This is a genomic window from Marinicella marina (genome assembly GCF_030065545.1).
In the GTDB taxonomy this organism is placed as follows: Bacteria; Pseudomonadota; Gammaproteobacteria; order Xanthomonadales; family Marinicellaceae; genus Marinicella; species Marinicella marina.
Genome location: NZ_JASJNC010000006.1, coordinates 86,222 through 103,519, shown reverse-complemented (window position 1 = coordinate 103,519; position 17,298 = coordinate 86,222). Strand labels below are relative to the sequence as shown.

The 17,298-nt window shown below is 45.8% G+C and carries 18 protein-coding genes and 1 tRNA gene; 8 read left to right on the top strand and 11 right to left on the bottom strand.

Annotated features, from left to right (window positions below):
* Positions 1-162 precede the first annotated feature (162 nt).
* The 4 genes from dapB to grpE form a co-directional block, all read right to left on the bottom strand.
* Positions 163-936, bottom strand: a complete 774-nt coding sequence (gene dapB, locus QNI24_RS10365) for a 4-hydroxy-tetrahydrodipicolinate reductase (RefSeq protein ID WP_267176976.1) — start codon at positions 934-936, stop codon at positions 163-165.
* A gap of 9 nt (positions 937-945) precedes the next feature.
* Positions 946-2,097, bottom strand: coding sequence for a molecular chaperone DnaJ (dnaJ, locus tag QNI24_RS10360; protein ID WP_267176975.1), 1,152 nt, complete (start codon positions 2,095-2,097; stop codon positions 946-948).
* Positions 2,098-2,263: 166 nt separating this feature from the next.
* Positions 2,264-4,192, bottom strand: a complete 1,929-nt coding sequence (gene dnaK / locus QNI24_RS10355) for a molecular chaperone DnaK (protein ID WP_267176974.1) — start codon at positions 4,190-4,192, stop codon at positions 2,264-2,266.
* Between the two features lie 69 nt (positions 4,193-4,261).
* On the bottom strand, positions 4,262-4,897 hold the full coding sequence (gene grpE, locus QNI24_RS10350; RefSeq protein WP_267176973.1) for a nucleotide exchange factor GrpE: 636 nt from the start codon (positions 4,895-4,897) through the stop codon (positions 4,262-4,264).
* Positions 4,898-4,995: 98 nt separating this feature from the next.
* On the opposite strand from grpE, the gene recN reads away from it, so the two are divergent.
* The 3 genes from recN (at position 4,996) to katG (ending at position 10,238) form a co-directional block, all read left to right on the top strand.
* Positions 4,996-6,663, top strand: coding sequence for a DNA repair protein RecN (gene recN, locus QNI24_RS10345; RefSeq protein WP_267176972.1), 1,668 nt, complete (start codon positions 4,996-4,998; stop codon positions 6,661-6,663).
* A gap of 8 nt (positions 6,664-6,671) precedes the next feature.
* Positions 6,672-7,889: a hypothetical protein gene (locus QNI24_RS10340; RefSeq protein WP_267176971.1), complete on the top strand. Its 1,218-nt coding sequence runs from the start codon at positions 6,672-6,674 to the stop codon at positions 7,887-7,889.
* Positions 7,890-8,075: 186 nt separating this feature from the next.
* Positions 8,076-10,238, top strand: coding sequence for a catalase/peroxidase HPI (gene katG / locus QNI24_RS10335; protein WP_267176970.1), 2,163 nt, complete (start codon positions 8,076-8,078; stop codon positions 10,236-10,238).
* A 128-nt stretch (positions 10,239-10,366) separates the two neighbouring features.
* Here the strand turns inward: katG and QNI24_RS10330 are convergent.
* From QNI24_RS10330 to lolA, 5 genes are all read right to left on the bottom strand, one after another.
* Positions 10,367-10,443, bottom strand: a tRNA-Arg gene (locus QNI24_RS10330).
* Positions 10,444-10,455: 12 nt separating this feature from the next.
* On the bottom strand, positions 10,456-11,373 hold the full coding sequence (locus tag QNI24_RS10325; protein ID WP_267176969.1) for a hypothetical protein: 918 nt from the start codon (positions 11,371-11,373) through the stop codon (positions 10,456-10,458).
* Positions 11,370-11,732, bottom strand: a complete 363-nt coding sequence (gene crcB, locus QNI24_RS10320) for a fluoride efflux transporter CrcB (RefSeq protein ID WP_267176968.1) — start codon at positions 11,730-11,732, stop codon at positions 11,370-11,372. Before crcB ends, QNI24_RS10325 begins: the two co-directional genes overlap by 4 nt.
* Complete coding sequence (locus QNI24_RS10315) at positions 11,729-13,042, bottom strand: replication-associated recombination protein A (protein WP_283708704.1); 1,314 nt, start codon at positions 13,040-13,042, stop codon at positions 11,729-11,731. The genes crcB and QNI24_RS10315 overlap by 4 nt, the downstream gene beginning before the upstream one ends.
* Positions 13,043-13,047: 5 nt before the next feature.
* Entirely contained in the window at positions 13,048-13,752 is a 705-nt protein-coding gene (gene lolA / locus QNI24_RS10310; RefSeq protein ID WP_283708703.1) for an outer membrane lipoprotein periplasmic chaperone LolA, read from the bottom strand.
* A 249-nt stretch (positions 13,753-14,001) separates the two neighbouring features.
* Here lolA and QNI24_RS10305 point away from each other — a divergent pair, with 249 nt between their 5' ends.
* The 5 genes from QNI24_RS10305 to QNI24_RS10285 are packed head-to-tail and all read left to right on the top strand — an operon-like array spanning position 14,002 to position 16,420.
* The gene (locus QNI24_RS10305) at positions 14,002-14,502 is read left to right on the top strand and encodes a phage tail protein (protein ID WP_267176965.1); all 501 of its coding nucleotides are present in this window, start codon (positions 14,002-14,004) and stop codon (positions 14,500-14,502) included.
* A 9-nt stretch (positions 14,503-14,511) separates the two neighbouring features.
* Entirely contained in the window at positions 14,512-15,030 is a 519-nt protein-coding gene (locus QNI24_RS10300) for a phage tail protein (RefSeq protein ID WP_267176964.1), read from the top strand.
* Between the two features lie 11 nt (positions 15,031-15,041).
* On the top strand, positions 15,042-15,554 hold the full coding sequence (locus QNI24_RS10295) for a phage tail protein (RefSeq protein WP_267176963.1): 513 nt from the start codon (positions 15,042-15,044) through the stop codon (positions 15,552-15,554).
* 1 nt (position 15,555) lies between these two features.
* Positions 15,556-15,903, top strand: coding sequence for a hypothetical protein (locus QNI24_RS10290; protein WP_267176962.1), 348 nt, complete (start codon positions 15,556-15,558; stop codon positions 15,901-15,903).
* A complete protein-coding gene (locus QNI24_RS10285) occupies positions 15,896-16,420 on the top strand; it encodes a GNAT family N-acetyltransferase (RefSeq protein WP_267176961.1) in 525 nt (174 codons plus the stop codon). Before QNI24_RS10290 ends, QNI24_RS10285 begins: the two co-directional genes overlap by 8 nt.
* 11 nt (positions 16,421-16,431) lie before the next feature.
* On the opposite strand, the gene QNI24_RS10280 is transcribed toward QNI24_RS10285, so the two are convergent.
* Entirely contained in the window at positions 16,432-16,707 is a 276-nt protein-coding gene (locus tag QNI24_RS10280) for a DUF6916 family protein (protein WP_267176960.1), read from the bottom strand.
* A 39-nt stretch (positions 16,708-16,746) separates the two neighbouring features.
* On the bottom strand, positions 16,747-17,298 hold the full coding sequence (locus QNI24_RS10275) for a DsrE family protein (protein ID WP_267176959.1): 552 nt from the start codon (positions 17,296-17,298) through the stop codon (positions 16,747-16,749).

The following is a 17,298-nucleotide window of genomic DNA, read 5'->3' as shown; positions in this document are numbered from 1 at the left end:
ATTTAAAGTGATAAATAATGAACCAATCTCAGTGAATATCAGATGAAGTTATGGTGAATGTATGGCTTGTTATGAAATCAATCTAGCTGCAAAGATTTAGGGCGGTTAATAAAATATTGTTTTGATATAAGAACAAATAAAACAGCAGATATTGAAATTTAATCAACCCATCAATACCGCATTCAAATCATAAAAACCAACGGGTTTGCCAGTGATCCATTTGGCCGCACCGAGGGCGCCTTGGGCGAAGATAGTGGGGTCGTGGGCTTCGTGTTTGAAGATGAAGGTTTCATCGGCCAATTTGACGGTAACTTCGTGAGTACCAGGAACTTCACCCTGCCGAATGGCGTGGATGTCGACGTCCCCGAGTTTGAATGAAGCGGTGTCGGTTTTGGTCATGTTACTTTGGGCATCGACGGCTTGTGCCAGCGAAATGGCAGTGCCTGATGGCATGTCTTTTTTATGGATGTGGTGGGTTTCAGTAATGCTGAACTGGGCTTTGGGGTTCACTTGTTTGACCATTTGCAGTAAATTTTTCATGATCTGGATGTTCAGTGAAAAATTAGATGTCCACATGATGGGGATGTACTTTGCAGCCTGTCCTATGCGGTCAAAACTGTCTTGATTCAGGCCAGTGGTGCCGCTGATCAAGGCAGTCTGCTGTAACACACAGTAATCCACCAGCTCATCAAAGCCCTCAGGCTGGGCGAAATCAATCACCACATCGGCTTTCACCTCGGCCAAGGATTCAATCGCTTGAATGCCGGTGGCGTTACTTTGAATCAAATCACCTAAATCTCGACCCAAGTGGCGGCTGCCGGGTGAGACCAAGCCAGCCACCAGCTGAAAGTTTTTATCGGCCAATACCAATTTCAGTAAACGGCGTCCAATGCGGCCTGATACGCCTGAGATAATGACTTTGATGGGTGTGTTCATGCTGTTACTTTAACCCGTCATGCGATCCAAAAACGATTTCACATTATCAAACCAGCCTTTGCGTTTGGGGTTGTTTTTATCGCCGGCATCTTTTACAGTCTGGGCGAATTTTTCTAATAAGTCTTTCTGCTCAGATGACAGGTTAACTGGTGTTTCGACATTGACCTTACAGTACAAGTCACCAGTGCTGTGTGAACGCACTGATTTCACACCTTTTCCGCGCAAACGGAACTGTTTACCCGATTGGGTTTCTGCCGGTACTTTTAATTTCACTTCACCTGACAGGGTCGGCACTTTGATCTCGCCACCCAAGCAAGCTGTGGTGAAGTCAATCGGCATCTCACAAAACAGTGAATCACCCTCACGCACAAAAATATCATGTGGCAACACGCGGATATCAACGTACAAATCACCAGCGGGTCCACCTTTCGGTCCCGCCTCGCCTTTACCAGATAATCGAATGCGATCACCTTGGTCGACGCCAGCTGGAATCTTCACATTGAGTTTTTTCGATTCTTGGCGTCTGCCTTGGCCACCACAGTTGCCGCAAGGGTTACTGATGATGGTGCCTTGACCCTGACAGTCTGGACAGGCCTGTTGTACTGAGAACATGCCTTGTTGCATGCGCACCTGACCGATGCCGTTACAAGTTTGGCAGGTTTTGGTTTCGCCGTCTTTTGAGCCCGTGCCTTTACAGGGATCACATGAAACCATAGTTGGGATGTTGATTTCTTTGTTGACGCCATTGATGGCTTCTTCCAGCTCAACTGTCATTTCGATTTGTACATCGCGTCCACGCTGTGGCCCAGCAGAACGACCACCACCTCCGCGACGGCCACCGCCACCGAAGATGTCACTGAAAATGTCACCAAAAATATCACCGACATCGCCCTGGAAACCACCGCCGCCAAAGCCACCTTGACCACCGCCTTGGCCGCTGACCGCGTCAAATCCATATTGGTCATAGGTTTGGCGCTTGGTTTCATCTTTTAAAATTTCATACGCCATTTGCGCTTCTTTGAATTTATCTTGCGCAGTGGGATCATCGGCATTCCGATCGGGATGGTACTTCATCGCGGTGCGTTTGAATGCTTTCTTGATTTCAGCCTTGGTGGCTGATTTTTGGATACCCAATATTTCGTATAAGTCTTTCTGTGCCATAACTCTTTTTATATGTTATTTATAGAGGCTTTTTTCAACCTCTTGTTAATGAAATACCGCCTGAGGCTGTAGGCCTAAGACGGTATTTAGATTGATAGGTCATCAACTGGCCGTTTTTAACGCTACCAGCTGATAACTTATCCAATGAATCGCGCTCTCGCTGCGATTACTTCTTCTCTTCGTCGTTGACTTCTTCAAACTCAGCATCAACCACATCATCGTCGTTACCTGATGAGGCTTCAGCATCAGCACCAGCTTCACCGCCTTGTTGTGCTTGAGCCGCTTGTGCGACTTTTTGCATCACTGGCTGGGTGGCTGTTTGCAGTGCTTCAGTGGCTGCTTCAATCGCTGCTTTGTCATCGCCTTTGGCCGCTGTTTCAAGCGCTTCAATCGCTGATTCGATGGCTGATTTCTCGCCTTCATCAATGATTTCTTTGTGCTCTTCCAGCATTTGCTTGGCTGAATGAGTCATCGCATCTGCACCGTTTCTGGCTTGTGACAATTCTTTGAACTCTTTGTCTTTATCAGCGTTCAACTCAGCATCTTTGATCATGTTTTCAATTTCTTCATCCGACAAACCTGAACCCGCTTTGATTTCAATGCGTTGCTCTTTACCTGTGGCTTTGTCTTTGGCCGAAACATGGATGATACCGTTGGCATCAATATCAAAGGTTACTTCAATTTGTGGCATGCCACGTGGCGCTGCTGAAATACCTTCTAAGTTGAACTGACCCAATGATTTGTTGGCATGTGCCACTTCACGCTCACCTTGTAAGACATGAACCGTTACTGCTGACTGGTTGTCCTCTGCGGTTGAGAATACCTGTGATGCCTTGGTTGGAATCGTGGTGTTTTTCTCAATCAACTTGGTCATCACACCACCCAAAGTTTCGATACCCAATGACAAAGGAGTTACATCAAGCAACAACACGTCTTTCACATCCCCAGATAATACGCCACCTTGAACTGCTGCACCCATGGCCACAGCCTCATCTGGGTTCACGTCTTTACGTGGTTTCTTACCGAAAGTTTGTTCAACAATGGTTTGTACCGCTGGCATACGCGTCTGACCACCGACCAAGATTACGTCAGAGATTTCGCTCAATGACACACCGGCGTCTTTGATTGCGGTTTCACAAGGGGCAACAGTGCGTTTCACTAAGTCTTCTACCAAAGATTCCAACTTAGAACGGGTGATTTTCACGTTCATGTGTTTAGGACCTGAGGCATCAGCTGTGATGTAAGGCAAGTTCACTTCAGTTTGATCCAAAGTTGATAATTCAATTTTGGCTTTCTCAGCGGCTTCTTTCAAGCGCTGTAAAGCCAATGGATCATTTTTCAGATCGACACCTTGGTCTTTCTTGAACTCATCAACCAAGTAATCCATCACGCGGTTATCGAAATCTTCACCGCCCAAGAAGGTATCACCGTTGGTGGCCAACACTTCAAACTGTTGTTCGCCATCAATATCAGCAATCTCAATGATTGAGATATCGAATGTACCACCACCTAAGTCATAGACAGCGATGGTGCGATCACCACCTTTTTTATCCATACCATAGGCCAATGCGGCAGCCGTTGGCTCGTTGATGATGCGCTTGACATCCAAACCAGCAATTTTACCAGCATCTTTGGTGGCTTGGCGTTGTGAGTCGTTGAAATAAGCAGGTACTGTAATAACCGCTTGAGTCACGTCTTGACCCAAGTAGTCTTCAGCCGTTTGTTTCATTTTCTCTAAAATACGCGCCGAGACTTCTTGTGGCGCCATTTTTTTACCGCGCACTTCAACCCAAGCGTCGCCGTTATCGGCGCCGATGATTTTGTATGGCACGATGTCTTTGTCTTTTTTCACCACGTCTTCGTTGACCTTACGACCAATCAGACGCTTGATGGCGAATAATGTATTCTCTGGGTTGGTCACAGCTTGTCTTTTAGCTGATTGTCCAACCAATGTTTTACCTTCTTCAGTGAAAGCCACGATTGAAGGTGTGGTTCTGTCGCCTTCAGAATTTTCAATAACTTTGATGTCATTGCCTTCCATAATAGCGACGCAGGAATTAGTTGTTCCTAAATCTATTCCGATTACTTTTGACATTTTTTTAACCTCTAAAAATTTGTTCTTAAATGATGACCACTATCTATGGTCTTTAAAATATTTTTCAAGCTACGCAGCAACCACCACCATGGCGGCACGAATCACGCGCCCATGCAATAAATAACCTTTCTGAAAGACATTAATGATGGTGTTTTTTTCATGCTCAGGTGATGGCACCATAGACATGGCTTCATGTAACTCTGGGTCGAACGCCTCACCCACTGGGTCAACGATTTCAATGCCGTTATCGGCCAGCACCTTGGCAAAGATTTTTTGCGTGTTTTGGGTGCCCTCAATCATGGCTTCTGTGGTGACTTCACAAGACTCATCATCAATCACTTCCAAAGCTTTATCAAAACTGTCCATCACTGGAATCATCGCTTTGATGATTTTGTCGTTTGAAAACTTTCGGGTGTTGTCCAAATCTCTTTGCAACCGGCGCTGCAAGTTTTGTGCCTCAGCCGCCACGCGCAACACTTCATCTTCTTTACTGCCAATGATTTCGTCCTTTTCAGCCAACTGTGCTTCCAAATCTTCTATTTTTCTTTGCATCTGTTCCAGTGCAGACAATTCATTGTCATCCAATTCAGCAATGATTTCTTCATCGGCATCAAGTCCATCATTTTCAATGGTGGCATCATTTTCTGCGATTTCTTCTTGGTTTAATTCAGAATCTACCTCTTGATTTACATTTTCCTCAGTCATAATCACTTGTAGTTGTTTTATAATGGCAGTGATATGGAGGTGTCACATAACAATTCAAGGCATCTGAAGTAAATTTAAACAACTAATAATAGTGGAATATGCTGCAATCGCTGTACATTGAAAATTTCGTTTTGATTGACCAATTGGAAATTGACTTTCACCCCAGAATGTCTGTCTTTACGGGCGAAACCGGCGCAGGTAAATCAATCATCATTGGCGCCCTGTCGCTGGCCTTGGGCAACCGTGCTGATACCCAAGCCATAGGGCCGTTTGCGGAACAGGCCGAGATCATTGCGGCTTTTGATGTGACACAAAATCCCCCTGCCTCATCCTGGTTAAAACAACAAGACCTGATGCCCAATGAAGATGGCGAACTGATCATTCGCAGAACCACCAATAAACAAGGTCGCAGCAAACAATGGATCAACGGTAAGCCAACCCCCTCTGGCATGGTGAAAGAACTGAGTCAGTTCTTGGTACAAATCCATGGTCAGCATGACCAAATCAGATTACTCAATAACCACAATCAGCTGCAAATCCTCGATCAATCCGCCGATCATCCCTTGTTACTGAAACAGGTGCAAGAAGCAGTTAAACAAGTGCACGAACTGGAACAACAAAAACAGCAGCTGTTAGCGGCCGGCTCGATGAGCCATGAACAAGCGCAGCTGTTACAGTATCAATACGATGAGTTAGAACAACTGGCCCTTCAAGAAAAAGAATACGATGAATTGCATGAGGCCCTGAAGACCGCCTCACATGCGCAAGAGTTAATCACCACCATAGACGCCTCTTTGAACAGCATCAGCGAAACCGATGGCAGTGTGGAGGCACAGTTGGGACTGGTGATCAACCAGTTACAACAAGCCAAAGGGCATGATTTCAGCGACATCATTAAAATGCTCGATGAAGCTTTAATCAACACCAATGAGGCTCAATTGGAATTAAAAGCTGTGGCTGAAGGCATCGACAGTGACCCAGCTCATTTAACGCAGATCGAACAGCGACTGGACCAAATCACTCACATCGCTCGCAAACAAAAAGTGATGCCTGAATTGCTCTATCAACACCATCAAGATTTAGCCAGCACATTAAATACCCATGCTGATTTGGCCAGCAACCAACAAAAGTTGGAACAACAAATCATCAGCGCTTCTGAACATTACCAGGAGGTTGCTGAGAAACTCTCGAAACAACGCCAACAAGCAGCCACCAAACTGGCCCAAGACATCACTGGCATGATTCGTGATTTGGGCTTGCCTGAGGCGGATTTCAGCATACAAGTCAGCCACAAAAAAGACACCAAACCCAGCGCTTCAGGGATCAACCACGTCGAATTCATGATTGCTGCCAACAAAGGCCAATCACCACAACCACTGAATAAAACCGCATCAGGCGGTGAATTATCAAGAATTTCTCTGGCTATTGAGGTTTGTACCCAACAAAAGCAGCAGCACCAAGCCTTTGTGTTTGATGAGGTGGACACCGGAATCGGCGGCGGGACCGCAGAGAAAGTGGGTCACATCATGCAACAATTAAGTGCCCATAACCAGGTTTTCGCAGTCACTCACCTGCCCCAAGTGGCAGGACATGCCCACGACCACTTATTGGTCAGCAAATCCACCCAAGGTGAATACACCACCTCAAAAATCAGCCATTTAACAGAATCACAGCGAATTGAAGAGTTGGCCCGCATGTCAGGTGGCCAAACCATCACCGCTGCCACTCTGGCCCAGGCCAAAGAGTTTTTAAAAACCGGATCGTAAATAAGCCCATGCAAAAACACACAATAATAATGGCACTTGGCTTGTTTGGCTTGAGCGCTTTGAGTGCCAACGCCGATGAGAGCCTCTCAGATGACAGCAACAACCCTGCTTTGAAAAATGACATGGGAGTGGTGTTTGGCCCCAAAGACCAAGACCAATTAGCCGCTGCCAAAGATTACAGCCAATGGGTCAATGAGTTGTATCGTTATTTGGTGGCGTCCGATGATTCATTTGCCATTGCCATGACCTTGGCTGCGCGATTATCTTCAGCGCAAAACGCCAGCCTCATAGTCAATATTAATCAAGATGAATCCGCACAAGATAAACTGCAAAACCTCAGTTACCAGCCAATTGCTGATGCGCTTAACTTATTGCTTACCCAGGACAACTTGACACCAGAGGCCATGAACATCCTGTCAGGATTGTGCTTCAATGAAAAGTTGAAAGACTACTGTCATGCCAATGTCTTGATTGAAAAGCGCTTGCAACTCGATAGTGAAAACTTGCAATCCTACTTACAGTCTTTTGCCCTGGCCAGTGAGGCCAACAACCAACAAGCCATGGCCAAGTTAATCGCTTTAATGGCCAACAGCCAATTCAGCCACACCGTGTTGTTCATCACCCCAGAAATGAATCAAATGATAGACCAATTCATGGCCAACAACCCAGTGCCTGAATCGTTCATCGAAAGCATGATCAGAGATTACCAGCAGTTATCAGGTTTATCACCGGCGGCCAAAACCCAACTGCCTCAACTCATGCCCGCTTACATGCCGCATTATGTCAAATATTCTTTCGGATTCTTGAATGAGTTTCCGCCCTATCGACCGGTCTTGAATTATTGTAAATCCAATCGAATCAAAGTGGACCAATGCAGCAAAATTGCTCAAATTATGATTCAAAAAAGTAACTCAATGATAGACAAGGCACTGGGGCACAGCTTATTGATTGCGACTTATGAAGTCCAAGGTGACAACCAAGGTGTGGCTGCTGCCAACAAAATGAACGATCAATTCAGGGCCAGTTATGAATGCTTGCAAGACCTGGCCAAAGCTGAATATTTTATGGATGACTACTTCGATTCTCAATACCACAAGATTCAACAACAGGCCAATGACGAGTACAGCCGATTGATTGCAATGGCTGAATACCGTTACCAAAAATTTTCTGCGCAAGGGCATAAAGGGATGACTAACCCAACGACATGCCTCAACAGCCAAATGTAAACACCAAACCACAAGGTGTTTTGCAGATGTTTATAGCCTGAAACCAATCAGGTGTGGTCAGTTGGTCATCAACAGAAAAACCATGATCATCTATTTTTCATATCGTTGCAACCCAATAATCCTATTTTACCAATCATTCTTTATCGGCTATATTAACCTCATTAACTAATTAATGAGGAATCAAACATGTCCGAACAAGGTAAATGCCCCGTCATGCACGGCGCCAACAAAGCAGTAGCCACTGGCAGCACCGCCAACCAACACTGGTGGCCCAATCAATTAAACTTAAAGATATTGAACCAAAATGCACCACAAGTTGGGCCCTTGGGCGAATCGTTTGATTATGCAGAGGCTTTTAAACAGCTTGATTTAAAAGCGTTGAAAAAAGATTTAACTGATTTAATGACCGACTCCCAAGATTGGTGGCCTGCAGACTATGGCCATTATGGTGGCTTGTTTATCAGAATGGCATGGCACAGTGCGGGCACCTACAGAACCTATGACGGTCGTGGCGGTGCCCGTTCCGGATCACAACGCTTTGCACCTTTGAACAGCTGGCCAGATAATGGCAACCTCGACAAAGCCCGCCGCTTACTCTGGCCAATCAAACAAAAATACGGCAACAACATTTCATGGGCTGATTTAATGGTGTTGGCAGGCAATGTGGCCATGGAATCTATGGGCTTTAAAACCTTTGGTTTCGGTGGCGGTCGCGCTGATGTGTTTGAACCTGAAGAGGATATTTATTGGGGCCCTGAAACTGAATGGCTGGATGACCAACGTTACAGTGGCGAACGCCAATTGGCCGATCCACTGGGTGCGGTTCAAATGGGCTTAATATATGTTAACCCAGAGGGCCCCAATGGTAACCCCGACCCTTTGAAATCAGCTTTCGATGTGCGTGATACATTTGCTCGCATGGCGATGAATGATTATGAGACGGTTGCATTGGTGGCAGGCGGACATACCTTTGGTAAAGGTCATGGTGCTGGACTTGAGGAAAAGTTAGGACCAGAACCTGAAGGTGCTGAAATGGAAGAAATGGGCTTTGGATGGACCAACAGCCATGGCTCAGGCAAGGGCGGCGACACCACCACCAGTGGTTTTGAGGGTGCTTGGACTGTGAACCCCACCCAGTGGGACATGGGTTATTTCGAAGCTTTACTGAATTACGATTGGGAACAAGTGAAAACGCCCACAGGTAAAGTGGTCTGGAACCCAACCGCAGAATCGCAAGCCGCTCAACCCAAAGCAGCTCACGATCCGTCGCGCACCGAACCATTGATGATGACCACTGCTGATATGGCGCTGAAATTGGATCCAGAATACGCCAAAATCTCCAAGCACTTTCATCAAAACCCTGAAGAATTCGCTGATGCCTATGCCAAGGCTTGGTTCAAGCTGACTCACCGTGATATGGGGCCCATTGATAATTACTTGGGCGAGGAAGTGCCTTCAGAAGAATTGATTTGGCAAGATCCTGTGCCTAAGCATGAGGGCCCTGTATTAACAGACGCAGAGGTTGCTACACTTAAAGCACATATTCTGGACAGTGGACTGACCGTCCCTCAATTGGTCAATACAGCATGGGCTTCCGCCTCAACTTTCCGCGGCTCTGACTTGCGTGGTGGTGCCAATGGTGCTCGCATCAATTTAGCACCGCAGAAAAATTGGGAGATCAATGTTTCATCAGGGGTTCCAGAAGTGGTGGCTCAGTTGGAAAAAATACAAGCAGAAACTGCCATCAACGCCTCCTTGGCTGATTTGATTGTGCTGGGTGGTTGTGCGGCCATTGAACAAGCCAGTGGTGCCCAAGTGCCCTTCTCACCTGGCCGCACAGATGCGACCCAGGAACAAACAGATGTGGAAGCATTTGAAGTTTTAGAGCCTACTTTTGATGGTTTTCGGAACTACAAAAACACCCGCGACCCCAGATCAACTGAAACGCTGTTGGTGGATAAAGCACAATTGCTGGGGTTAACCGCACCTGAGATGACAGTACTGGTCGGAGGCTTGCGGGTACTCGGTGCCAATGCGGCAGATTCAAACCATGGCGTCTTAACCAATCAAGTCGGAAAACTGAGTAATGATTTTTTTGTCAATATACTGGACATGAGCAACGAGTGGCATGCCACTGATGAGGACAAAGAGATTTTTGCAGGACAGAACCGCGAAACGGGTGAGGTGAAATTCACTGGCACCCGGGCTGATCTGGTATTTGGCTCGAACTCAATTTTGCGTGGTATTGCTGAAGTGTATGCACAAGATGATGCGCAAGATAAATTCACCCAAGACTTTATTGCAGCTTGGGACAAAGTCATGAATCTGGACCGTTTTGATTTGAAATAGTCACAAAACAGCTTCAAAGAAAAAGCAGGGTTTTAATCCTGCTTTTTTTATGTTCAATCTGTTCACGTAGCAACTTTATTTCAGTGTTTTATTGTGGCGCCATTGTTTGACAGATGAATTGATGGAATTGGCGCGCTCGGAGGGAATCGAACCCCCGACCTATTGCTTAGGAGGCAACCGCTCTATCCTACTGAGCTACGAGCGCGTGTATCAAATTTTACTCGGTGATTTTTTCAGCAAAAACAACCGCAATCTTATCGGCTTGCGGGTTGGTGGTCAAGCGTGTGATTTGATGCAATTCAGGCTGATCAAACTCAGCAATGATAAACCAACGCTTTTGATCGGTACTGACATACAGGGTGTTACCACGACCGGCCCAAAAACGACCAGCACTGTCTAATGTAAAATCTTCAACGCCCATTGGCAATGGCATCACATCTTCAAACAAACCGGCGCTGTTGCGCTTGTGTATGCGCCAAGGTTGGGTGTTTTTATCCACATAATATAAGTCCATGCCAGCGCTGTCTGTCACCAATGCCCTACCAATGTTGGCAGTGAGTTTGGCGGCTTGCGCCCCTTTTTTCTGTAAGTACAAATCACCACCGTCCGAATCATTCAAGACAAAACTCCACAAACCACCATCAGCCGTCCAATTAAAGTACCCCACTTGTTTCAAATCGCTGGTGCGACGGAACTGTTGATCCGCAGCAGCTGATTGATTCAAAATGACCACGTACTGATCACCTACCTCATCTACTTGTACCACACTTAAATGGGGGCTGTTGCGCATCGGCGTGGCAGAATACTCACTGCGTGTGGTTATCATGTAGGCTTGGGTTTGGCCGGTGGCAACATCGTATTGGTAAATGTCCATCTGTATGCCATCACCGCTGCTAACTGCGCGGGTGTAGTACAACAAGCCACCCAGGTCTGAAAATTTGGGTTGATTGTCGTAGCCAATTCGCCCAGTGATGTTTTTACCAACGGATAAAGCCAAAACGCCATGGGCATTTTGTTCAATATCAAACAACAGTATTTCGTGACCAGGAAGTTGTGTCTCTGCTGGTTCTGCATCTTGGCCTTGTGCTACCATAACCATGCTTATCATGGCGATGAAAATAACTATTCTATTCAAGTTCTTACTCCCAGCCAAAAGGCCAAAAAACAAAAGAATGTGGTGATGACGGTGTAGGAAATTGCTTTGATGATTTCATCATTCTGAATCATCAAAACCGTTTCCATTGAAAATGTCGACCATGTGGTCAAGGCACCTAAAAAACCAACACTGACAAACAGCCGCAATGGCTCGCTGATGGCCGCATGGTTACTGAAAAAGGCAAAAGCTTTACCCATCAGAAAACAACCCACAACATTCACCAACAAAGTGGCCCAAAACAAAGGCAAACTCAATACTTGAGTGGTTAATTGATTGACGCCATAGCGCATTGATGCGCCCAACGCACCACCCAAAGCAACAGCCAATAAGGCCATCATGATGATTGCTCCTGGCTGTCGGTGGCAGATTGTTTGGTTTGCGCCCGTTGGCGTTCATTGCGGATGTGCTGTAATTTTTCCGCAATTTTTATCTCTAAGCCTTGTGCCGCTGGCTGGTAATAAACTTGTTCACCCATGGCATCTGGAAATCCTGTTTGCGAATAAGCAACACCACCGGCGGCATCATGATCGTATTGGTAACCTTTGCCATAACCTGTTGATTTCATCAATGCGGTCGGCGCATTGCGCAGGTGCATGGGAACCGGCAATGTGCCGCGTCTTTGCGCATCTGCTTGGGCCGATTTAAAAGCACTGTAAACGGCATTGCTTTTCGGGCAGCTGGCCAAGTAAGTCACGGCTTGGGCCAAGGCCAAATCACCCTCTGGATAACCCAAACGCTCATAAGTTTGCCATGCATCCAAACACAAACTCAAGGCCCTGGGATCGGCGTTACCAATATCCTCAGTGGCCATGCGCAGGATCCTGCGCGCCAGGTAATAAGGATCACAGCCACCATCCAACATGCGGGCCAACCAATACAAAGCCGCATCAGGGTTAGATGATCGAACGCATTTGTGTAAGGCTGATATTTGTTCGTAAAATTCATCACCACCTTTATCAAATCGCCTGGTTTGACCGACTGTAACCAGTTCAATATCAGCGTCTTTTACAACGTTTTCGGTCACATAATCAGTCAATATTTCCAACAAACTCAGCAGCTTGCGACCATCACCATCAGCCGCCCTCACCAAGGCCATTTGTTGTTGTTCTGACATCAGCAGTTTTAACTTGGCTTGTTTGATACCCTGGTTGAGTAATTTGATCAAAGCCTCGTCATCTAAACTTTTAAGGATGTAGACCTTCAACCGTGACAACAGGGCATTATTCAGGGCGAAAGATGGGTTTTCTGTGGTGGCGCCAATCAAGGTGATTAAACCACTTTCCAGATGGGGCAAAAAGGCGTCTTGTTGGGATTTGTTAAATCGATGGATTTCATCAACGAACAGCAGGGTACTCTGTGGTAGTGCCTCTTCCGCTTTTTTGATGGCATCCCTGATGTCTTTTACTCCAGATAAAACCGCCGATAAATTAATTAAATTGGCATCTATGGTGCGGCTGAGTATTCTGGCTAAAGTGGTTTTACCAGTACCTGGAGGGCCCCAAAACACCATCGCATGCATGTGGCGATTTTGCACCAATAAAGACAACGGCTTGCCTTCACCAATCAAGTGTTGCTGACCAACCACTTGATCCAAGGTCTGTGGCCGCAGCACATCTGCCAAAGGTTGGTGCTGGATGGTTTTGACCAAACTGACTACTCGGTTGGGTTCTGATTCATGGCCCTGATCACATCCACCCCTTCAGGCGGCACAAACTGAAACAAACCTTCAGTAAATTCAGGGTTTCTTTTGATGTCATTGAACTCGAAGACCATGGTTTGTTCAAATTGATTTTCTACCTTGATTTGCTTAACTAAATTATCAGCCACGGCCAACCAAACCGTTTTCACTTCATCATTGGGTTGTTTCGGTGTTAATGAGACCCAGTCAGTGCCATCGTTGTGTGATTCATGCTTTAATTCGTAGTGCTGTTGAGACATTTCATCATTGATGATGACATAAATAGGGTTGAGCTGATTGTCTTGGATTTTTACCGTCACTTGTTCCAAGTCTTCATCATAAATCCAAACATTTTCGCCATCAGCAACTATCAACTGTTCAACCGGCTGTTGATATTGCCAACGGAACTGGGCCGGGCTTTGCATATAAACCTGTCCTGTATTGATGTCAGATTTTTGGTTGTTTTCTAACAGCTCATACTGGGTGAATTCAGCCTGTAAACCTGATAAGTCGGCTCTGAGCTCAGCCAGGATAGCTTGAGGATTGGTGTTTCTATCAACATGCTTTTGTTCTGCTTCAGAGACTTTGTTGCCTGAGTTTTGTGCTGCCACTGATTGAGTCATCAGCACCAACAAAATAATTATTTGTTTCATATGAATCATGAACTTCAAATCAATCATTTTACTCAATCAAACTGAATTTGAGCTAAATAATTTTATTTATTGCGGCTTTGTAGCAGCACCTCATCTTCTAATTATACTTAACTTTTGTACAAGGCTGGACATTTAATAAAAATTCAGTCATAATATTTTGTGATGTTGATGGGGGGTTCAACATTGAGTATTACATTCTTAGTGCCAACTCGATGCCATTTCTCCCTACATTTATTTAAAGACTGGCTGATTGCCAACAACTACAGGAGTATTTCGATGTCAGAACCATTTTTGGCTGAAATTCGCATGGTTGGTTTTAACTTTGCCCCGAGGGGCTGGGCTTTTTGTGATGGACAGATCCTGCCCATCAACCAAAACCAATCACTTTACTCTCTGCTGGGTACCGTCTATGGCGGCGATGGCAGAACTTCATTTGCACTACCAGACATTCGTGGCAGAGCACCGGTTCATGTCGGGCCGGGGTACAGTCAAGGTTCAAAGTCAGGCGAAGAGACCCATACCCTCAATACCAGCGAGATGCCACAGCACCAACACAACTTGACAGGCAGCAGCGATGATGCCGTTGAAGCAGAAGGCGCTGGCAATTACCTGGCACAATCCCCCGATGAAAATTACTCTAACACCACAGCCAATGCTGCGTTGGGTGCTGCTTCGATGAGTAATGCAGGCGGCGGCCAGGCCCATGAAAACATGCAACCTTTTATTGCAGTGAATTATTGTATTGCTTTACAGGGTCTTTTCCCATCAAGAAATTAGGAGCGTAATATGTCAGAACCATTTGTTGGAGAAATCAGGATGTTTGCGGGAAACTTTGCACCTCGAGGTTGGGCGTTTTGTGACGGTCAGCTATTGGCAGTTTCTCAAAATGATGCTTTATTCAGTTTACTAGGCACCATCTATGGTGGTGATGGAAGAACCACATTCGGTTTACCCGATATGCGGGGCAGGTTGTCCCTGCACGCCGGTCAAGGGCCAGGACTCAGCAACCGTCGATTGGGTGCAAAAGCCGGTGCCGAAAACGTTACCCTAACAGTCAATCAGCTGCCTTCTCACCGACATGCCATCAACGCCACAACAACGGGTGGTGATAACGCCAACCCATTAGGTAATAAGCTGGCTGAATCGAGTGAGGACATCTACACCGATGAGCTAGATAACCCAAGTCAAATGAACAGCAGCAGCCTATCAAACACCGGTGGTTCGCAAAGTCACACCAACATCATGCCATTTTTATGTATCAATTACATCATTGCATTGGTTGGTATTTACCCGTCCAGACAGTAAGGAGATAGCACATGTCAGAACCATTTATAGCAGAAATAAGAATTTTCGCTGGTAACTTCGCTCCCAGAGGCTGGGCATTTTGCAACGGCCAGTTGTTACCCATAGCCCAGAACACGGCTTTATTCTCTTTGATTGGCACCATTTATGGTGGCGATGGCAGGACCACCACGGCACTGCCAGATTTACAAGGCCGGGCTGCCATGCACCCAGGCCGGGGGCCAGGCTTGACTGATCGGCGCTTGGGTGAGCGAGGCGGTGTTACCGAAGTCACCCTCACCGAAGCACAAATACCACAACACAACCACACTGTGGTGGTTGAAAATGACAACGAAGGTATGGAAACCAATCCAGACGAGCAGTTCTTGGCCAACAAAGAAATTTATAACGACGGCGGTGGTTTAGTTGCTATGTCAACAGATGCGATAGGACCTCAAGGCGGCAGCCAACCTCACAACAACATGCAGCCATACATTGCAATCAATTACATCATTGCATTGGTGGGCCTGTACCCTTCCAGGAGTTGATATGAACAGAAGAAATTTCACCCAAGCAGCCATAGGTACAGTTGGCGTTTCATTGGCCGTAGGGCCGCTGGTAGCGAAAACAAAAAACCGTTGTGAAAAGTATCAAAAAGGCATGAAAATGCGCTCAGATGATGGTTTGAACTTGGTTTTGAAAAGCCGCGATCATGCCACCATCAAGCCAGATGATAAACAATTCATCCTCACTTTTGAGGTAAATAATCCTCCCGAGCAATTGGATGAAAAAATCTATCATTTAATTGATGAAGCTGGTAAAAAGCATCAAATTCACATGAAACCGGTTTCACCACAACAATTACAAGCAAATTTCAATTGGCGCACTTATGGCTGATGCTTGGCTGGCGTTTAATGGCCAAACCAAACACATAACAACTCAAGTTCAATTCAAGCCTGTGTCAGAAGATGACATGGGCTTTTTATCTGATTTGTATCGCAGCACCCGCTGGCAAGAAGTTTTACAAGCGCCTTGGACTGACCAACAGCGCAAGGATTTCTTGCAGCAACAATTTCTGGCACAACATGACCACTACCTAAAACATTATCCCAAGGCAGAGAAACTTGTCATCAAACTTAATGATGAAGCCATTGGCAGAATTTACCTAGATCGAGACGATGTGTCGATTTGTTTGATTGATGTCTCAATACTGAGCAACCACCGAGGAAACGGATTAGGTACACAGCTGTTAAAAGAACTGATTGATGAAGCCCAATTGACGCAAAAAAAGATTGTTATTCATGTTGAAAATTTCAATCCAGCCTATCAGTGGTATGTTCGTCATGGATTCAAACAAATGGAGGACAAAGGGGTTTATCAATATTTAGAATGGCACCCAAAACCAACTGAGTGAAGCAACCGTGCTCAGGTAAAAACCGCCTCATAATTAACCGCCTCATCATCACCAGAAACTGGCACCATAAAAATGTCTAAGGTACCCAGTGCTTCATGCTTGACGCGATACACACCCTGAGGCTGTATTTGTGGGTTTGCTTGTGAGAATATCACTGAAAACTGATCATTGGCTGCTGATTGATTCACTTCAGTGATTTCACACTCTTGGTGGCAATCCTCAGAAAACTCAATGCGACACTTGCTGTTGAGGTTGTTTTGAAAATCTTCAAACTTAGGTATGTTCATTGGTGCTCCGATCACTCTGTGGCTGATTCAGCCATTGGATTAAAATGGGTTCAATGTATAGCCTTCACTTTGTAACAGTGCATGGGCTGTCATCGCTGATAACGACAAGGTGACACCAGGCAGTAAGTCTTCAGCTTTGATGCCATAATAAACCGCACTCTGACCACAAACGGTCAACTTAACACCATGTTCTTGTAAAGTTTTAATTAACCCTGCATTGCTGTTGCTGGCTTGTTTTTCATTGTCATTTAACTGACGGTAGGTGTTGTTTTTGACCATGTCTTTTACTGCACCACCATGTATCACCAAGGCCAGCTTGATGTTATTCTCATCAATCCCGTTAGCCACGTGCATGTTAATAAAGCGTGCCGCCGTATCCAAGCCCCTATTGATACCGCCCCACTGTGCTTTTTGCGCCAAATCAAAACTGATTTTAAACACACTATCTGAGGCTACCTCAACCATTCCAGGTACCGCAGCAATCATGCCGTGGTCTTTGATAACGGGGCCAGGTTTGAATTGATCAGACTGTGCATACAACGGCAAGCTGAACAGAAAAAGCAGTACAAACTGAATTGAAATTCTCATCAT

Coding starts and splice junctions, on each gene's coding strand:
- lolA (WP_283708703.1), bottom strand. CDS start 13,752: ATGATTGATTTGAAGTTCATGATTCATATGAAACAAATAATTATTTTG.
- dapB (WP_267176976.1), bottom strand. CDS start 936: ATGAACACACCCATCAAAGTCATTATCTCAGGCGTATCAGGCCGCATT.
- QNI24_RS10295 (WP_267176963.1), top strand. CDS start 15,042: ATGTCAGAACCATTTATAGCAGAAATAAGAATTTTCGCTGGTAACTTC.
- crcB (WP_267176968.1), bottom strand. CDS start 11,732: ATGATGGCCTTATTGGCTGTTGCTTTGGGTGGTGCGTTGGGCGCATCA.
- grpE (WP_267176973.1), bottom strand. CDS start 4,897: ATGACTGAGGAAAATGTAAATCAAGAGGTAGATTCTGAATTAAACCAA.
- QNI24_RS10290 (WP_267176962.1), top strand. CDS start 15,556: ATGAACAGAAGAAATTTCACCCAAGCAGCCATAGGTACAGTTGGCGTT.
- dnaJ (WP_267176975.1), bottom strand. CDS start 2,097: ATGGCACAGAAAGACTTATACGAAATATTGGGTATCCAAAAATCAGCC.
- recN (WP_267176972.1), top strand. CDS start 4,996: ATGCTGCAATCGCTGTACATTGAAAATTTCGTTTTGATTGACCAATTG.
- QNI24_RS10275 (WP_267176959.1), bottom strand. CDS start 17,298: ATGATGAGAATTTCAATTCAGTTTGTACTGCTTTTTCTGTTCAGCTTG.
- QNI24_RS10280 (WP_267176960.1), bottom strand. CDS start 16,707: ATGAACATACCTAAGTTTGAAGATTTTCAAAACAACCTCAACAGCAAG.
- QNI24_RS10285 (WP_267176961.1), top strand. CDS start 15,896: ATGGCTGATGCTTGGCTGGCGTTTAATGGCCAAACCAAACACATAACA.
- QNI24_RS10300 (WP_267176964.1), top strand. CDS start 14,512: ATGTCAGAACCATTTGTTGGAGAAATCAGGATGTTTGCGGGAAACTTT.
- QNI24_RS10340 (WP_267176971.1), top strand. CDS start 6,672: ATGCAAAAACACACAATAATAATGGCACTTGGCTTGTTTGGCTTGAGC.
- dnaK (WP_267176974.1), bottom strand. CDS start 4,192: ATGTCAAAAGTAATCGGAATAGATTTAGGAACAACTAATTCCTGCGTC.
- QNI24_RS10305 (WP_267176965.1), top strand. CDS start 14,002: ATGTCAGAACCATTTTTGGCTGAAATTCGCATGGTTGGTTTTAACTTT.
- katG (WP_267176970.1), top strand. CDS start 8,076: ATGTCCGAACAAGGTAAATGCCCCGTCATGCACGGCGCCAACAAAGCA.